We start from the raw sequence: 12,991 nt of genomic DNA on the forward strand, positions 1-12,991 counted from the left end.
CCAAGTCCGAAAAGAATTGCGATGCGCCGGTCTGGTGGCTTGAGCGGCGTGCCCAGAACCCGATCCCATCTCGAACTCGGCCGTTAAACACGCCAGCGCCCATGGTACTGTGTCTCAAGGCACGGGAGAGTCGGTCGCCGCCAGACCCGCACATCGCAAATCACACCATTCCCTCACACACGATCACCGCTACGGCCCCGGAGCCCGCCCCATACAGGCGCACGCCAGCCCGGACCAGCCGCACAACCTTGGCGCGGGGTGGAGCAGCCCGGTAGCTCGTCAGGCTCATAACCTGAAGGTCACAGGTTCAAATCCTGTCCCCGCAACCAAACCTTTTCGATTACTCGACCCGTCCAAAACCCCGGTCCGCTCGCGCGGACCGGGTTTTTGCGTTTGAAGCTGCGCCGCTCTGCAGACCGATCGTCAACGCTTCATCGTTCGGGACGAGAGACCCTGATCGCCTCAGCCGATGGCGACCGGCAGCAGCAGGGTCAAGGTGGTTCCCCGCTCCGGCTCGGATTCGAGTTCCAGGTCGCCGGACCAGCCGAGCACGATGCTTCGGACGATGGCGAGCCCGAGGCCGGTGCCCTGGCCGCTCGCTTTGGTGGTGAAATACGGGTCGAGGGCGCGCGCCGCGACGGCAGCGGACATGCCCTGCCCGTTATCGGTCACCCGCAGCCGCATCCGCGGCGGCTGTCCGCCGCCCCGCCAGTCGCCGCCGATCCGATCGACCTCGACCCGGATATGCGTCGCCCCCGCCTGCACGGCGTTCTGCAACAGGTTCAGCAGGATCTGGGTCAGCTCGCCCTGGCGGGCCAGGACCTCGCTGTCCCGGTCCCGGATCGCCACCTCGAACGGCTCGCGCAGCATCGGCCGGATGAAGGTGCAAGCGGTGGCGACGGCAGCCCCGAAGGCCAGGCGCTGGGGCGCGATCGTCTCGCGCCGGACATAGCCGAGGATGCCCTGGATCACCGAGACCGCCTGGATCGCGCAGCCCTCGATGACTTCGAGGTCCGCCCGCTCGGGGGGCCTCTGCTCGGCGAGATCGGCGACCATGATCTCGGTCATGCCGCGCACCGGCTGGAGCAGGTTGTTGAGCTCGTGCGCCACCGAGCCGACGAACTGGCCCAGCGTCTCTAAGCGCTGCCGGTCCCGCTCGGTCCGGTCGCGCTCCTCCTGCCGATGCTGCTCGAGCAGGTCGATCTTGGTCCGATAGGCCACCGCCGCCGAGACCATCAGGGCGCTCAGGCAGGCCGACATGCGCCGGATGATCTCCGGCTCGTTGATCGGCACGCCCTGATCGGTCAGCGCCAGCGCCGCGCCCTCATGCAGCCCGGCGATCTCGTCGAGGGAGATGTCGTCGGTGATCGCCAAGCGGCCGAGTTCCTCGATATCGAGGAGGGGGGCCTCGGCCGCCGTGGCGACGTAGCGCGCCATGCCGGCGGTGTAGCGCTGCAGAAGGCTGTTCATGCGGCGTCACGCGCGAAACGCGACGCAGAGGACGCCGCAATCGTCGCTCTGGCGTCCGTGGCTGGCCATCAGGTTCGCGGCGAGGCGCTCGGGATCGCTGCGCGCCGCCTGCGGGTCCGCCTCCAGATCCACCGGCCGGAGGCCGTCGGTCCAGAGGACCAGGATGTCGGCGGGGGTGAACGGCACGACGAGGGGCTTGAGCGGGCGCAAACCCGCCCCGACGATCCCCGGCATGCCGTCGAAGCGCAAGGTTCGCGTCGAGAACAGCGCCCCCTGGATGTTGCCGACCGCCGCCGTCGTGATCGTCCGCGCGTCGGGATCGATCCGCACGAGCGCCGCCGCGGCACCGCGGGTGTGGCGCATGGCCCTGTCGGCAATGACGAGCCGGTCCGTCGGCTCGAGTCCCGCCTGGCCCTCGACCAGGGCGAGCAGGATGCGGGCGGCGTGGTGGGCGTCCGGCCCGTGGCCGAGGCCGTCGACGATGCAGGCGAAGGTGGCATCCCCCTCCTGCCACCAGGCGACCATGTCGCCGCACACGGTCTCGCCGGGATAGGTCCGGGTCGCCGCCGCGATCCGGGGAATCGGGGTCTCCGAGGCCAAGCTCACGGCCGCCGCACCAGGCAGACGATGCGCGTCCCTTCCCCGACCCGGGAGGTGATCGCGAAGGTGTCGACCAAGCGGCGCGTCCCCGGGAGACCGCAGCCCAGGCCGCCGCGGGTCGAGAAGCCGTCCTCCATGGCCAGCGCGATGTCCGGGATCCCCGGGCCGTCATCCTCGGCCACGAGCTCGATCACCGCCGTCTCGGCCGCATCCTGTGCGGTCAGGCGGATCTGGCCGCCGCGCGCGGTGTGGAGGACGAGGTTCATGGCGAGTTCGGAGACCGCGGTCGCCAGGCCGTAGGCCCGCACGGTGCCGAAGCCGTGGCGCAGGGCGAGCCGGCGCGCCTCCTGGCGCACCTCGGCGACGTCGATCTCGGTCGTCACCGTCACGGCGACCACATCCGGCTGCACCACGTCCGCCTTCGGCCTCATCGACGCCTCGTCATGCCGGTCCGAACCAGGGTGCGGCCGGGACGTGTCTCGATCGTGAGATCGTCCATCAGCTTGCGCACGGCGGTGAGGCCGAGGCCGAGGCTTTGCCGAGTGGAGTATCCGCGGGTCAGCGCCTCGGGGACGTCGGGGATCCCCGGGCCGGAATCCTCGACCTCGATCACGACGCTGCGCTCAAGGGCCGTAAGGCGGGTCAGGACGCGGCACTCGCCGCCGCCGGCATAGGTCAGGGCGTTGCGGGTGAGCTCGGAGACGACCGTGGCCAGGCGGGTCTGATCGACGGTGGTGAACCCGAGCGCCGCGGCGGCGGTGCGGCTCGCCTGCCGAGCCCGGAGGATATCGTCCTGGACCAGGATCTCGACGACGGCGCGCATCCCGGTGCCGGAATTCTCCGGGTCCGGTTCGGGGCGGTCAGGCGGTCGGGACTTCGTCATGGCGACCTCCACGGGACGCCACCATCCGACCGACCTTGGCCACGCCGCCTTCGAGATCGAAGGCGGTCTCCATGTCGATCATGCCCCGGCCCATCTCCACGAGGGTCAGGGCCACGGCGGGCTGCATGCCCGCCAGGACCGCGACCCCGCCCATGATCGTCACCATCTTGGCCGTCTCCGAGAGGATCCGGGCCATGTACGAGTCGACGACATCGGCCGCCGTGATGTCGATCACGAGCCCGTCGGCCTTTCCGGCCTGGATCAGCGCGAGGGCGTCGATCTGGAGATCCATCACTTGCTGGTCCGTGAGGTCGGCCGGCAGGGAGGTCAGGAGGACGCGGCCGAGCCGGAGGATGGGGACACGCATCAGATCATCGTCTCGGTCGTGCCCTTGGACTGCTGACCGAGCAGCCGGAAGGCCTCGGCCAGGCCGGACCGCAGGCTCCCCCGGGTGATCATGTTCGACAGGTCCACGTCGAGCTTCACGAGGGTCTGGGCCGCGTCCGGGCTGATGCCGGTGACGATCACCTGGGAGCCGAGCAGGCGCGCGGCCTCGACGGTCTTGGTCAGGTGCAGGGCGACGCGGCTGTCGATCAGCGGCACGCCGGTCACGTCGAGGATCGCGATCCGCGCCTCCTCCCGGGACAGTGCCTCGAGCAGCCATTCCATCACCTGACGGGCCCGCTGCGTGTCGATGATCCCGACGAGCGGCATCAAGATGATGTGGCGCCAGATCGGCAGGGCCGGGGTCGCGAGATCCAGCAGCGCCCGGCCCTGGCGCTTGATGATCTCCTCGCGGGTCTCGACGAAGGCCGCGAAGGTGACCAGCGCCAGCCTATCCACCACCGCGTCGAGGGCGGTGCGCATCCTGTAGAGGTCGGTCGCCTTGGCGCTGGTCTCGCGATCGAGCAGCTCGCCCGCGATCGCCTTCAGCGACAGGATGAGCGTGGCGGTCTCCATCGGTGTCAGGCCGTCGCGGGCGCAGGCAGCGCTGGTCGTGGCGGCCTGCTCCTCGACGGACTTGAAGGCCGGGCCGGCGCCGTCGTCGTCATCCGTCAGGAAATAGCCCGTGAGCTTCTCGATCAGCGTGCCCAGCTCGAGCTTGAGCAGCTGGAGCGAGGCCGGCTGCACGCCGGGCACGGTCTCGCGCAGGCGTTCGAGCCACGCCTCCAGCACGTCCGCCCGGCTCTGCAGAAGGATTTGTCCGAGACCGTGCATCAGTTCGATCACTCCGTGGCGGCCGATGGGGCGAGGGCGGCGACGGCGCCCAGGAGTTCCTGCATGCCGACCGGCTTCATGAGCACGCGGTCGGCTCCGACGCGCGCCGCCTCCTCCATCGAGAAGAGCTGGGGCGCCCGCGGCGCGCCCCCGGTAATCGCGATGATGGGCAGGCCGGGCTTGTGCGCCTTGACCCAGCCGATCAGCGTCAGGCCGTCCCGTCCGGGCATCCAGAGGTCGGTGACGAGGATGTCGAACGGCCGGGCGCCCAGGAGTGCCTCCGCCTCGGCGGCGGAACCGCATTCCTGGACCGTGTGCTGACCGCGTTCGAGAAACCGCCGGACCGTCATCCTGACGACCGGCACGTCATCCGTCAGTAGGACCGATGCCATGGATCAATCCTTCTGTTTTCGGAACTGAAATGGCGCATCGATCGACCCAATAGAATGGGCGGATGCAATTCTTAAATGGAAGTATCTCAATAAATTCTAAAACAACTCGATTTCATTATTGTGCTTCACGTTATTTCTTGGCGGTGATGGCCCTTCTGAGAGCGCGATTTCTGCAAATGATCTAGCGTCCGGCCAAGATTTCGTCAAGGGATTCGATAGATCCAGGGCCTGGAGATGTGTCCGGGCTGCGGCGAAGATACCTTCCAGATGTTGCAGGCGCTGCCGGGTGACGTCCTGGAATTGGATCGAACCGATGAGGCGGACGATCGGCTGGGCGATGCGGGCGCTCTCTTCCTGGACCTTCACCAGCGTGTCCCGCTGGTGGGCGACCAGGCGCTCCATGTTCTCCGTGAGGCTGGCGATCGCCGCGGCGATCTTCATGAGCTCGCCGCGCTCGCCTTCGACGCGGTCGTTGACCAGGATGGAGAAGTTTTCCCGGATGGACTCGCGCAGGCTGGCGAGATCCTGGGCGATCCGGGTCGCGGTGCCGGCCGAGGCGTTCGAGAGTTCCTTGACCTCCTTCGCCACCACGGCGAAGCCCGCGCCGGCCTTCTCGGCCCGGGCGGCCTCGATCGTCGCGTTCAGGGCGAGCAGGTTGGTCTGGCGGGCGATAGTCTGCACGCCTTCGGTCGCCCGCGTCAGCTGCGCGGTCGCGAGGTCGAGCTCGTCGAGGCGCTGCTGGCATTCCACCACGTCCTGGTCGCGCCGGATCAGGAAGTCGCCGATCAGCTGACGGTTTTCGGTGAGCTGCTGGTCGGTCTGGTCGACGATCTCGATCACCCGCGCGTTGGAGCCGGACAAGTCGAGAAAGGCCAGCAGCTCGGTCATCGCGGCGTCGACCTCCCGCAGGCTGGTCATGATGTCGTAGGCGGCGGCCTCGGTCTCGGTGGTGACCGAGGCCGTGTCGTTGGCGGCACGCTCGAACAGGCGATCGTAGACCGCGAAATGGTCCGCCAGAGCGGCCTGGATCTCCGCGCGTCCCGTAGCGTCCTGCGCCCCGGATTCCTCTGGCCGATCCGCCGGAAGCGGTGCCGCCTCCGCCGGTGCGCGCTCCTGAGGCGCCGGCGCCTCCAGGTCCATCGCGCGGCGGTTCAGCGTCACAGAGGCCCAAGCCGCGCCCCACGTGGCCGCAAAGCCGAGCCCCGCGATGGCGGCGACGCCCGGCTCAGGACCGAACGCGACCGCGCCGACCGCGGCAAGCGCCAGGGCCGTGAGGACCGCGCAGAGCGGGCCGATCCATCGGATCGCGCGTGGCGGGGGCACCCGGGCCATATCAGGCTCCGGGAACCAGCTGGCGGATCACCTTGAGCAGGGCTTCCGGATCCACCGGCTTGACGATCCAGCCCGTGGCGCCTGCCGACTTCGCCTCGTTGCGCTTGTCCTGCTGGGACTCGGTGGTCAGCATCAGGATCGGGATGAATTGCAGGCCCGGAAGCTTGCGCACCCGGCGGATCAGCTCGATGCCGTTCATCGCGCCCATGTTGAGGTCGGTGATCAGCAGGTTGGGCTTGGTGCCCCCCTGCAGCGTCGTGACGGCTTCCTCGCCGCTCGCCGCCTTGACGACGCCGAGTCCGGCCTTGTTCAGGATGCCCTCGATGCTCATCAGCATCGTGGGCGAATCGTCGACAATCATGATCGTCGTGGCCAAGAGTATCTCCTAGGATGATGTGTCGGCGGCGGGCGCCGCATCGGCCTGCCAGAATGCGGTCAGCTCGTCGGCGAGAAGGCCGTAATCGGCGCTTCCCCGGCTCAGGGGTGCGTAGTCCCGGACGGGTTTGCGGGCGGCGAACGCCTCCGCCAGACGGATGTCGGTTCGGATCCCGGTGAGCACGCGCTCGATCCCGAATTCCCGGGCGATGTCCTGCATGGTCTCGCGGTGGTGATTGGTGTGCACGTTCAGCATCACCGGCAGCAATCCGACGACCTTCAGGCCGCTGTTGACCGTCGTGGCGATGCGGAAGAACAGCCGCGCCAGCTGCCGCACGCCCTCGGCCGACAGGGCGTGGGGGATCATCGGGACCAGGACGCCGTCGGACGCCGCCAGGGCGTTGACCAGGATCATGTCGAGGGAGGGGGGCGTGTCGAGGATCACGAGGTCGAACCGCGCCGCGATGTCCGGGCTGCGCAGGCATCGCTGCAGGGCCGAGACGCTGCGATCCAAAGCCGTGGTGCCGTCGAACAGCTGGTCGGCGGGGATGACCGACACGCCCGCGCAGGCGGTCGGCCGGATGGCCGTCTGCAGGTCGAAATCGGGGCTCGTGAAGACGTGGTGGGCGGTCGGCGCGTCGCGCTCCGGCACGACGCCGAAGCCGAGCCCGGCATGCCCCTGGGTGTCCAGGTCGACCAGCAGCGTGCGCCGGCCGCGGGCGCCGCATTCCGCCGCCAGGTTGACGGAGGTCGTCGACTTGCCGCTGCCGCCCTTGCGGTTGGAGATGGCCAGGATCGTGGTCAAGCGGCCGCTCCGGGCGCCTCTGGGGCAACCTGCCGGGACGCTTCGAGGAACGGCATGACCAGGCCGGCCAGCGCCGGGTCGGCGGGCGGCGCGAGCGCGGCCGGCCGCGCGGCGGCCAGCACCTGCAGGATCGCGGCGTGGAGCCCCTGGCACTTGGTCAGCACGACCTTGTGGGCGCCCGGCTTGCGCAGGGCCTCCAGCAGCGGCAGGGCCTCCTCGACGGTGCAATGGCCTTCGAGATGGACGGTCTTGCGGGCGATCCGGATGCCCATCACAGCAACTCCCTGAGGTCGAGGACCAGGAGGACGCGGCCATCCCCCAGGAGGGTCGTGCCGGCATAGCCGCCGATGCCGGTCAGGACGCCCTCCAGAGGCTTCAGGATCACGTCCATCCCCTCCCGGAAGTTGTCGATGATCAGCCCGACGCGCCGGCCGTTGACGTGGCAGACGAGGACGGCCGCGTCGGCCTCGCCCCGCGGCTGATCGGGCAGGTGCAGCAGGCGCGACAGCCGCAGCAGCGGGATGATCGTCTCGCGCAGCACGAAGGTCTCGGCCTTCTTGATCATCCGGATGCGCTCGCGCGGGACCCGCACGGTCTCGACGATCATGTCCATCGGCACGCCGTAGAGGCTGCCGGCGGCCTCCACGATCATGATCCGGGTGACCGCCATGCTGAGCGGCAGGGCGAGGCGGGTGGTGGTCCCCTCGCCGAGGCGGGAGCTCACCGAGACCTGGCCGCCGAGCTTCTCCACGGTGGTCAGGACCACATCCATCCCGACCCCGCGGCCGGACAGGTCGGAGATCTCCGCCGCAGTCGAGAAGCCGGGGCGGTAGATCAGGTTGATCGCCTCCTGATCGGAGAGGCGGTCCGCCTCCTCCTGGCCGATCACGCCCTTGGCGATGGCGGCGGCGCGGATCCGGACCGGGTCGATGCCCCGGCCATTGTCCTGGACCTCAATGACGACGCTGTCGGCCTCCTGGCGGGCCTTGAGCAGGATGCGCGCCGTCGCCGACTTGCCCGCCGCCCGGCGCTCGTCCGGCGATTCGAGCCCGTGATCGAGGGAGTTGCGGACGATGTGCAGCAGCGGGTCGCCCAGGGCCTCGATGATGGTCTTGTCGGCGGCCGTGTCCTCGCCTTCGAGGGCGAGATCGATCCGCTTGCCGAGCTTGCGCGCGAGGTCGCGCACCAGCCGGGGGAACCGGTCGAAGATCTCCGAGACCGGCAGCATGCGGACCTGCATGATCGCGCCCTGCATCTCCTGGGCGAGCCGATCGATGACCGCGTATTGCTCCTTGATCTCGCGGGACATCTCGCGCGAGGCGTAGGTCTCCTCCGCCCGCTTGGCGAGGAACGGCAGCGCGTTCTTGGAGACGACGAGTTCGCCGATCAGGTTCATCAGCAGGTCGATCTTCGCCTGGTCGACCTTCAGGGATTTTGCGGCGATGCGCCCCTCGGGCTCCTTCGCGCCCGCCACCGGCGCGGCCTCCTCGAAGGCCTGGGGCAGCGCGGCCGGCAGCGCGGGCGCCGCCTCCGTGCGGTGGAGCGGGGTGCCGTCGAGCACGGCCGACAGGGCGCTCAGAACCGGCGCGACCGAGCGGGCCTCCCGGGCCGCCTCGAACGCCGCCTGGATCGCGGTGCGGTCGGCGTCGCGGCCGAGGCTGAGGAGCACGTTCCCCACCACGGTCCCGACCGAGGCGAGGCGATCCGCATCGTAGCCTGCCTGCTCCAGGGCCCGGTGCTGGCTCGCCAGGACCGAGCGGGCGAGCTCCTGGCGCGAGTCGGCGGCCTGTGGTGCGGACTGCGGCGCCGGAGCCGGAGCCGGAGCCGGGGCTGCGGGCGCAGGGGCGGCCGGAACCGGATCGAACCGGCCCGAGCCGGCCGCCGCCACGAGGGCCGCCACGAGACCCGGATCGGGCTCGGCCGCCAACAGGGCGACCTCCAGCCAATCCAGCGCCTGCCGGCGCCAGAGCGTCGGCCCGGCGACACTGCGCAGGGCGGAAACGGCCTGACGCAGTTCGTCATGGCGCCCGGCGGCCAGGAAGGCCGAGGCCGCCTCGCGAAAATCCTCCCAGATCGGCCCGTCGCTGGCCTCGCCCGTGATCCGCACGAAGTCCCGGGGCCGGACGGAGGCAATGGTGATCTGGTCCAGCTCGTAGCGCATCGCCTGCTCGATCTCGGGCCGGGGCGCCGCGGTCAGCAGGGAGAAGTGCAGGTTGCACTGATACGGGTCGAGATCCTCCAGCGGTCCCCAGGGCTCAGCCGCCGCAATGTCGAGGGCCAGCGCCTCCGGCACCTGCTGGATCGCCTGCAGGGGATCGGTGCCGTTGAAGAAGCAGCCCGCCTCCGGCGCGTAGCGGACCAGATGCACGGCCTGGCCGCCGCAGGCGCGCCGGAACGCGTCGAGGCAGGCGGCGGCGGGCAGGCGCGCCAGGAGCGCCGGCGGCAGCGTCGCGACGTCCTCGATCGGCGCCGGATCCGCCCCGAGCGGCGCGGCCTCGTGCGGCCCGTCCGCCGGCTCCCCCCCATCGGGCGCGTCGTCCTGCGCACCCAGCCGCTGGCGCAGCTGCGTGGCCATCCGGTGCGCGACCCCGTCGGCATCCGCCGGCAGCGCCGAGCGCCGCTCCAGCTCGTCGATCCACTGGCCGACCTGGTCGAGGCTGTCGAGCAGCATGTCGACCAGGCTCGAGTCGATCTGGAGCGCGTCGGACCGGACCTCTCCGAGGAGGTCCTCGGCCGCGTGGACGAGCCGGGTCAGGGCCAGCGCGTCGAACAGGCCGGACGAGCCCTTGATCGTGTGGACCGCCCGGAACACCTCGTTGATCGCGGTCTCGTCGGTCGGGTTCCGCTCCAGCTTCAGCAACCCGCTGGCCGAGACCTGCAGCAGCTCACGCGCTTCCGGGATGAACCGGGCCAGCAGGGGATTGGTCATGGCTGCGCACCGGTCAGCAGGCGCGCCGTCTCGACGAGGAGCACGGGATCGGCGGGTTTGACGATGTAGAAATTGGCGCCCACCGCGTAGGCCCGGCTCGCATCCGCGTCCTGGGCCTCGGTGCTGATCGTGACCACGGGAATCGCCTGGAGCGACGGCTCCCGGCGGATGCGGGACACCAGCTCGTAGCCGTCCATCTTGGGCATGTTGATGTCTACGATCATCAGGTCGTAGCCGCCGAGCAGGGCCTTCTCCAGGCCCTCGACGCCGTTGGCGGCCTCCTCGACGGTGAACCCGGCGCGGCCGAGCACGTCTTGGTAGAACATCCGCATCGTGATGCCGTCTTCGACGACAAGTATTCGTTTGCCGGACATGCCCGTATCAATCCTGATCGATCGGTCTTTGATAGACGATCGTGTCGCCGAACTTGCGCGGCAGGAACATCGACGACATGCGGCTCATGCTTTCCGAATGGCCCAGGCAGATGAACCCGCCCGGATTCAGGCATTCGTAGAGCGCTTCGACCGCGGCACGTCGGGACGTATCGTCGAAATAGATCAACAGGTTGCGGCAGAAGATCACGTCCATCGCACGGTAGCGGTGCATGTGGATCGGATCGGACAGGTTGGCGATCGAGAACTCGATGGAGCTGCGCAGCTCCTCGTGGATCTCGAACTGGTCGTCGCCGACCCGGCGGAAATACTTCTTGCGCAGCTCCGGCGACAGCCGTTGCAGGGAGCGGTTGCCGTAGACCCCCTTGCGGGCATCGGCCAGCACCCGGGAATCGATGTCCGATCCGGTGATCTCGATGGCGAACTCGTCCGCCTGTGCCCAGTTTTCGAGGATCTGGATCGCGATCGAGTACGGCTCCTCCCCGGTCGAGCAGGGCATCGACCAGATCCGCAGGGTCCCACCGGGCCGGCGCGTCCGGGTGATCTCGGGCAGGATGCCCCGCACCAGGGCGTCGAACTGGTAATCCTCGCGGAAGAAGTAGGTCTCGTTGACCGTCATCAGGTTGACGAGGTGCTGCAGTTCCTCACCCGAGGCCTGGAAGCGCAGCAGGGTGAAATACGCCTTGAAACTGTCGCTCCCGGTCTTGGCGATCCGCTCCAGAAGGCGCTTCTCGACGAAGTACTCCTTCTTGCCGCTGAACGAGATGCCCGTGCGGCGATAGAAATACTCGTAGAACTTCTCGTACTCGTCCTCGGTGATCTGGATCGCCGGGGCGGCCAGCCCGGGGGCACGGTTGGGCTGCATCACGAGCCTCCGATCCGGCGGATCGCCGCGGCCGCCGCGAAGCGGATGAACGGCACCTCGGGGAAGCGCGCGGCCAGGGCCTGGAGCGGCGCGATGGCGCGCTCGTTGCCGATCTCCGCAAGGCCGTCGACCGCCGCCGCGCAAACATTGATGTGGGCCTCGCGCGCAACGACCTCGGCCAGCCAGTCCGGGGCCTTCGGGTGCGGCAGCAGGCTCAGCATGTTGACCGCCATGATGCGGACATCGCTGTCGGGATCGGCCAGCAGGTCGGCGACATGGGGCTCAACCTCGGCGGGCATCTCCTGAAGCGCCTCGATCGCGGCGTTGCGCAGGGCGCTGTCCTCGCTGCGCAGCAGGGGCAGCAGGCCGGCCACCACCGCGGGCGACTTGAGGCGGATCAGCGTCGTCAGGATCACGGCCCGGACGCTGGCGGCCGGCTCCTGCGCGAGATGCGTGCAGAGCAGCGGCCCGGCCTCCGGGAAGGCGCCGAGCTCCCGGGCGGCCCGGCGCCGCTCGGCACCGTCGGGCGAGGCGAGGGCCGCCGTCAGCGTGGCGAGATCCGCGCGCGGCGGTTCCTCGGCACCCTTCGGCGCGTGGTTCGGTTTCTTAAGAGCCACGGCGGCGTTCCCCGGTTCGAGTCCCGGCTTCCGGGGCGCGGAGCCACCCGATGAGCTGCTCCGCGATCGCGTCGCTCGGCAGGACCGCGCTGGCCCCGCCGCGCTTGATCAGTTCCTGCGGCATCCCGAAGACGATGCTCGTCTCCTCGTCCTGCGCGATGGTCAGGCCGCCGCCGGCGCGCAGCCGGGCCATGGCCTCGGCACCGTCATCGCCCATTCCGGTGAGTTGCACGGCGATCAGCCGGTTGGCCGGGAGCAGGGCGAGCGCGCTCTCGACCATGCGGGTGACGCTCGGATGCCAGATATGCGCGTCGCTCTGCGGCAGCGGCGTCGCGGAATAGCCGATGCCCCGGCGGGTGACGACGAGGTCGGCATCCCCCTTGGCGATGTAGACCGTGCCGGGCTCCACCGGCATCTGCCGGGCGACCTCCACCACCGAGACGGCGCAGAGGTCGTTCAGCCGCCGGGCGAAGACACCGGTGAAGCTGCTCGGCATGTGCTGGGCGATCAGGACCGGCCAGGGAAAATCCTTCGGCAGGCGCGGCAGGATCTCCTCCAGCACCCCGGGACCGCCCGTGGACACGCCGACCAGCACCAGCCCGGGGCGGCAGCCCGCGAACGAGACCTGCGGCGGCGGACCCGACGGGGCGGGGCGCCGGCGCTGGGCGGCCAGGCGTCCGCGCAGGCCGGTGCTGCGCCGGACCCGGGTGGTCGCGGCGCTGCGGACCTTCATCAGCAGCTCGCGGTGGATCCGGTCGATCGACAGGGAGATCGTGCCGCCGGGCTTCTGCACGAAGTCGACCGCCCCGAGGCTCAGCGCCTGCAGGGTCGTCTCGGCGCCTTCCTCGGTCAGCGACGAGACCATCACCACCGGCCGCGGATCCTCGCTCATGATCCGCGACAGGCAGGTGATCCCGTCCATCTCCGGCATGTTGACGTCGAGGGTGATCACGTGCGGATCGAAGCTCTGGAGCGCCTCCAGAACCTCGACGCCGTTACGGGCCGTCTGAACCGTGAAGCCGCCCGCGGACTCGAGGAGCTGCGTGAGGTGCCTGCGCATCAGGGCGGAATCGTCGGCCACGAGGGCGCGGATCATGCGGGGTCTTTCCGGGA

At 69.5% G+C, this 12,991-nt stretch carries 16 protein-coding genes, 1 tRNA gene and 1 rRNA gene; 2 read left to right on the forward strand and 16 right to left on the reverse strand.

Annotated features, from left to right (window positions below):
- The first annotated feature begins 30 nt into the window (after positions 1–30).
- Both rrf and BM228_RS14110 read left to right on the forward strand, forming a co-directional pair.
- A 5S ribosomal RNA gene (rrf, locus tag BM228_RS14105) occupies positions 31–146 on the forward strand.
- A gap of 106 nt (positions 147–252) precedes the next feature.
- Positions 253–329, forward strand: a tRNA-Met gene (locus tag BM228_RS14110).
- A gap of 133 nt (positions 330–462) precedes the next feature.
- Here the strand turns inward: BM228_RS14110 and BM228_RS14115 are convergent.
- The 16 genes from BM228_RS14115 to cheB all read right to left on the reverse strand — a co-directional run bounded on the left by BM228_RS14115 (position 463) and on the right by cheB (position 12,974).
- Positions 463–1,470, reverse strand: a complete 1,008-nt coding sequence (locus BM228_RS14115; RefSeq protein WP_092041485.1) for a sensor histidine kinase — start codon at positions 1,468–1,470, stop codon at positions 463–465.
- Between the two features lie 6 nt (positions 1,471–1,476).
- Complete coding sequence (locus tag BM228_RS14120) at positions 1,477–2,076, reverse strand: SpoIIE family protein phosphatase (RefSeq protein WP_092041488.1); 600 nt, start codon at positions 2,074–2,076, stop codon at positions 1,477–1,479.
- Entirely contained in the window at positions 2,073–2,501 is a 429-nt protein-coding gene (locus BM228_RS14125) for an anti-sigma regulatory factor (protein ID WP_092041491.1), read from the reverse strand. Before BM228_RS14125 ends, BM228_RS14120 begins: the two co-directional genes overlap by 4 nt.
- Positions 2,498–2,953, reverse strand: coding sequence for an ATP-binding protein (locus BM228_RS14130; protein WP_092041784.1), 456 nt, complete (start codon positions 2,951–2,953; stop codon positions 2,498–2,500). The genes BM228_RS14125 and BM228_RS14130 overlap by 4 nt, the downstream gene beginning before the upstream one ends.
- A complete protein-coding gene (locus BM228_RS14135; protein ID WP_092041494.1) occupies positions 2,931–3,320 on the reverse strand; it encodes an STAS domain-containing protein in 390 nt (129 codons plus the stop codon). Before BM228_RS14135 ends, BM228_RS14130 begins: the two co-directional genes overlap by 23 nt.
- The gene (locus BM228_RS14140; protein ID WP_092041497.1) at positions 3,320–4,171 is read right to left on the reverse strand and encodes an STAS domain-containing protein; all 852 of its coding nucleotides are present in this window, start codon (positions 4,169–4,171) and stop codon (positions 3,320–3,322) included. The genes BM228_RS14135 and BM228_RS14140 overlap by 1 nt, the downstream gene beginning before the upstream one ends.
- 8 nt (positions 4,172–4,179) lie before the next feature.
- Positions 4,180–4,563 (reverse strand): response regulator, encoded by a 384-nt coding sequence (locus BM228_RS14145; RefSeq protein ID WP_092041499.1) that lies wholly within the window; start codon positions 4,561–4,563, stop codon positions 4,180–4,182.
- A gap of 96 nt (positions 4,564–4,659) precedes the next feature.
- Complete coding sequence (locus tag BM228_RS14150; RefSeq protein ID WP_167367733.1) at positions 4,660–5,895, reverse strand: methyl-accepting chemotaxis protein; 1,236 nt, start codon at positions 5,893–5,895, stop codon at positions 4,660–4,662.
- Position 5,896: 1 nt separating this feature from the next.
- The gene (locus BM228_RS14155) at positions 5,897–6,271 is read right to left on the reverse strand and encodes a response regulator (protein WP_092041502.1); all 375 of its coding nucleotides are present in this window, start codon (positions 6,269–6,271) and stop codon (positions 5,897–5,899) included.
- A 9-nt stretch (positions 6,272–6,280) separates the two neighbouring features.
- Positions 6,281–7,075 (reverse strand): ParA family protein, encoded by a 795-nt coding sequence (locus BM228_RS14160; protein ID WP_092041505.1) that lies wholly within the window; start codon positions 7,073–7,075, stop codon positions 6,281–6,283.
- A complete protein-coding gene (locus tag BM228_RS14165; protein ID WP_092041507.1) occupies positions 7,072–7,347 on the reverse strand; it encodes a hypothetical protein in 276 nt (91 codons plus the stop codon). The genes BM228_RS14160 and BM228_RS14165 overlap by 4 nt, the downstream gene beginning before the upstream one ends.
- On the reverse strand, positions 7,347–10,004 hold the full coding sequence (locus BM228_RS14170; RefSeq protein WP_092041509.1) for a chemotaxis protein CheA: 2,658 nt from the start codon (positions 10,002–10,004) through the stop codon (positions 7,347–7,349). The genes BM228_RS14165 and BM228_RS14170 overlap by 1 nt, the downstream gene beginning before the upstream one ends.
- Entirely contained in the window at positions 10,001–10,378 is a 378-nt protein-coding gene (locus tag BM228_RS14175; RefSeq protein WP_092041512.1) for a response regulator, read from the reverse strand. Before BM228_RS14175 ends, BM228_RS14170 begins: the two co-directional genes overlap by 4 nt.
- Before the next feature lie 7 nt (positions 10,379–10,385).
- Positions 10,386–11,261, reverse strand: coding sequence for a CheR family methyltransferase (locus tag BM228_RS14180; RefSeq protein ID WP_092041515.1), 876 nt, complete (start codon positions 11,259–11,261; stop codon positions 10,386–10,388).
- Positions 11,261–11,878 carry a HEAT repeat domain-containing protein gene (locus BM228_RS14185; protein ID WP_092041518.1) on the reverse strand — a complete coding sequence of 206 codons (618 nt, stop codon included), beginning with the start codon at positions 11,876–11,878 and terminating at the stop codon, positions 11,261–11,263. Before BM228_RS14185 ends, BM228_RS14180 begins: the two co-directional genes overlap by 1 nt.
- Positions 11,868–12,974, reverse strand: coding sequence for a chemotaxis-specific protein-glutamate methyltransferase CheB (cheB, locus tag BM228_RS14190; RefSeq protein ID WP_092041521.1), 1,107 nt, complete (start codon positions 12,972–12,974; stop codon positions 11,868–11,870). The genes BM228_RS14185 and cheB overlap by 11 nt, the downstream gene beginning before the upstream one ends.
- Between the last annotated feature and the right edge of the window lie 17 nt (positions 12,975–12,991).

The sequence above is a fragment of the Methylobacterium pseudosasicola genome, from assembly GCF_900114535.1.
Lineage (GTDB): Bacteria > Pseudomonadota > Alphaproteobacteria > Rhizobiales > Beijerinckiaceae > Methylobacterium > Methylobacterium pseudosasicola.

Bases quoted from the DNA above. Each gene is read 5' to 3' on its own strand.
- cheB (WP_092041521.1), bottom strand. From the start codon at position 12,974: ATGATCCGCGCCCTCGTGGCCGACGATTCCGCCCTGATGCGCAGGCAC.
- BM228_RS14135 (WP_092041494.1), bottom strand. From the start codon at position 3,320: ATGCGTGTCCCCATCCTCCGGCTCGGCCGCGTCCTCCTGACCTCCCTG.
- BM228_RS14145 (WP_092041499.1), bottom strand. From the start codon at position 4,563: ATGGCATCGGTCCTACTGACGGATGACGTGCCGGTCGTCAGGATGACG.
- BM228_RS14130 (WP_092041784.1), bottom strand. From the start codon at position 2,953: ATGACGAAGTCCCGACCGCCTGACCGCCCCGAACCGGACCCGGAGAAT.
- BM228_RS14150 (WP_167367733.1), bottom strand. From the start codon at position 5,895: ATGGCCCGGGTGCCCCCGCCACGCGCGATCCGATGGATCGGCCCGCTC.
- BM228_RS14175 (WP_092041512.1), bottom strand. From the start codon at position 10,378: ATGTCCGGCAAACGAATACTTGTCGTCGAAGACGGCATCACGATGCGG.
- BM228_RS14140 (WP_092041497.1), bottom strand. From the start codon at position 4,171: ATGCACGGTCTCGGACAAATCCTTCTGCAGAGCCGGGCGGACGTGCTG.
- BM228_RS14125 (WP_092041491.1), bottom strand. From the start codon at position 2,501: ATGAGGCCGAAGGCGGACGTGGTGCAGCCGGATGTGGTCGCCGTGACG.
- BM228_RS14180 (WP_092041515.1), bottom strand. From the start codon at position 11,261: ATGCAGCCCAACCGTGCCCCCGGGCTGGCCGCCCCGGCGATCCAGATC.
- BM228_RS14170 (WP_092041509.1), bottom strand. From the start codon at position 10,004: ATGACCAATCCCCTGCTGGCCCGGTTCATCCCGGAAGCGCGTGAGCTG.
- BM228_RS14115 (WP_092041485.1), bottom strand. From the start codon at position 1,470: ATGAACAGCCTTCTGCAGCGCTACACCGCCGGCATGGCGCGCTACGTC.
- BM228_RS14165 (WP_092041507.1), bottom strand. From the start codon at position 7,347: ATGGGCATCCGGATCGCCCGCAAGACCGTCCATCTCGAAGGCCATTGC.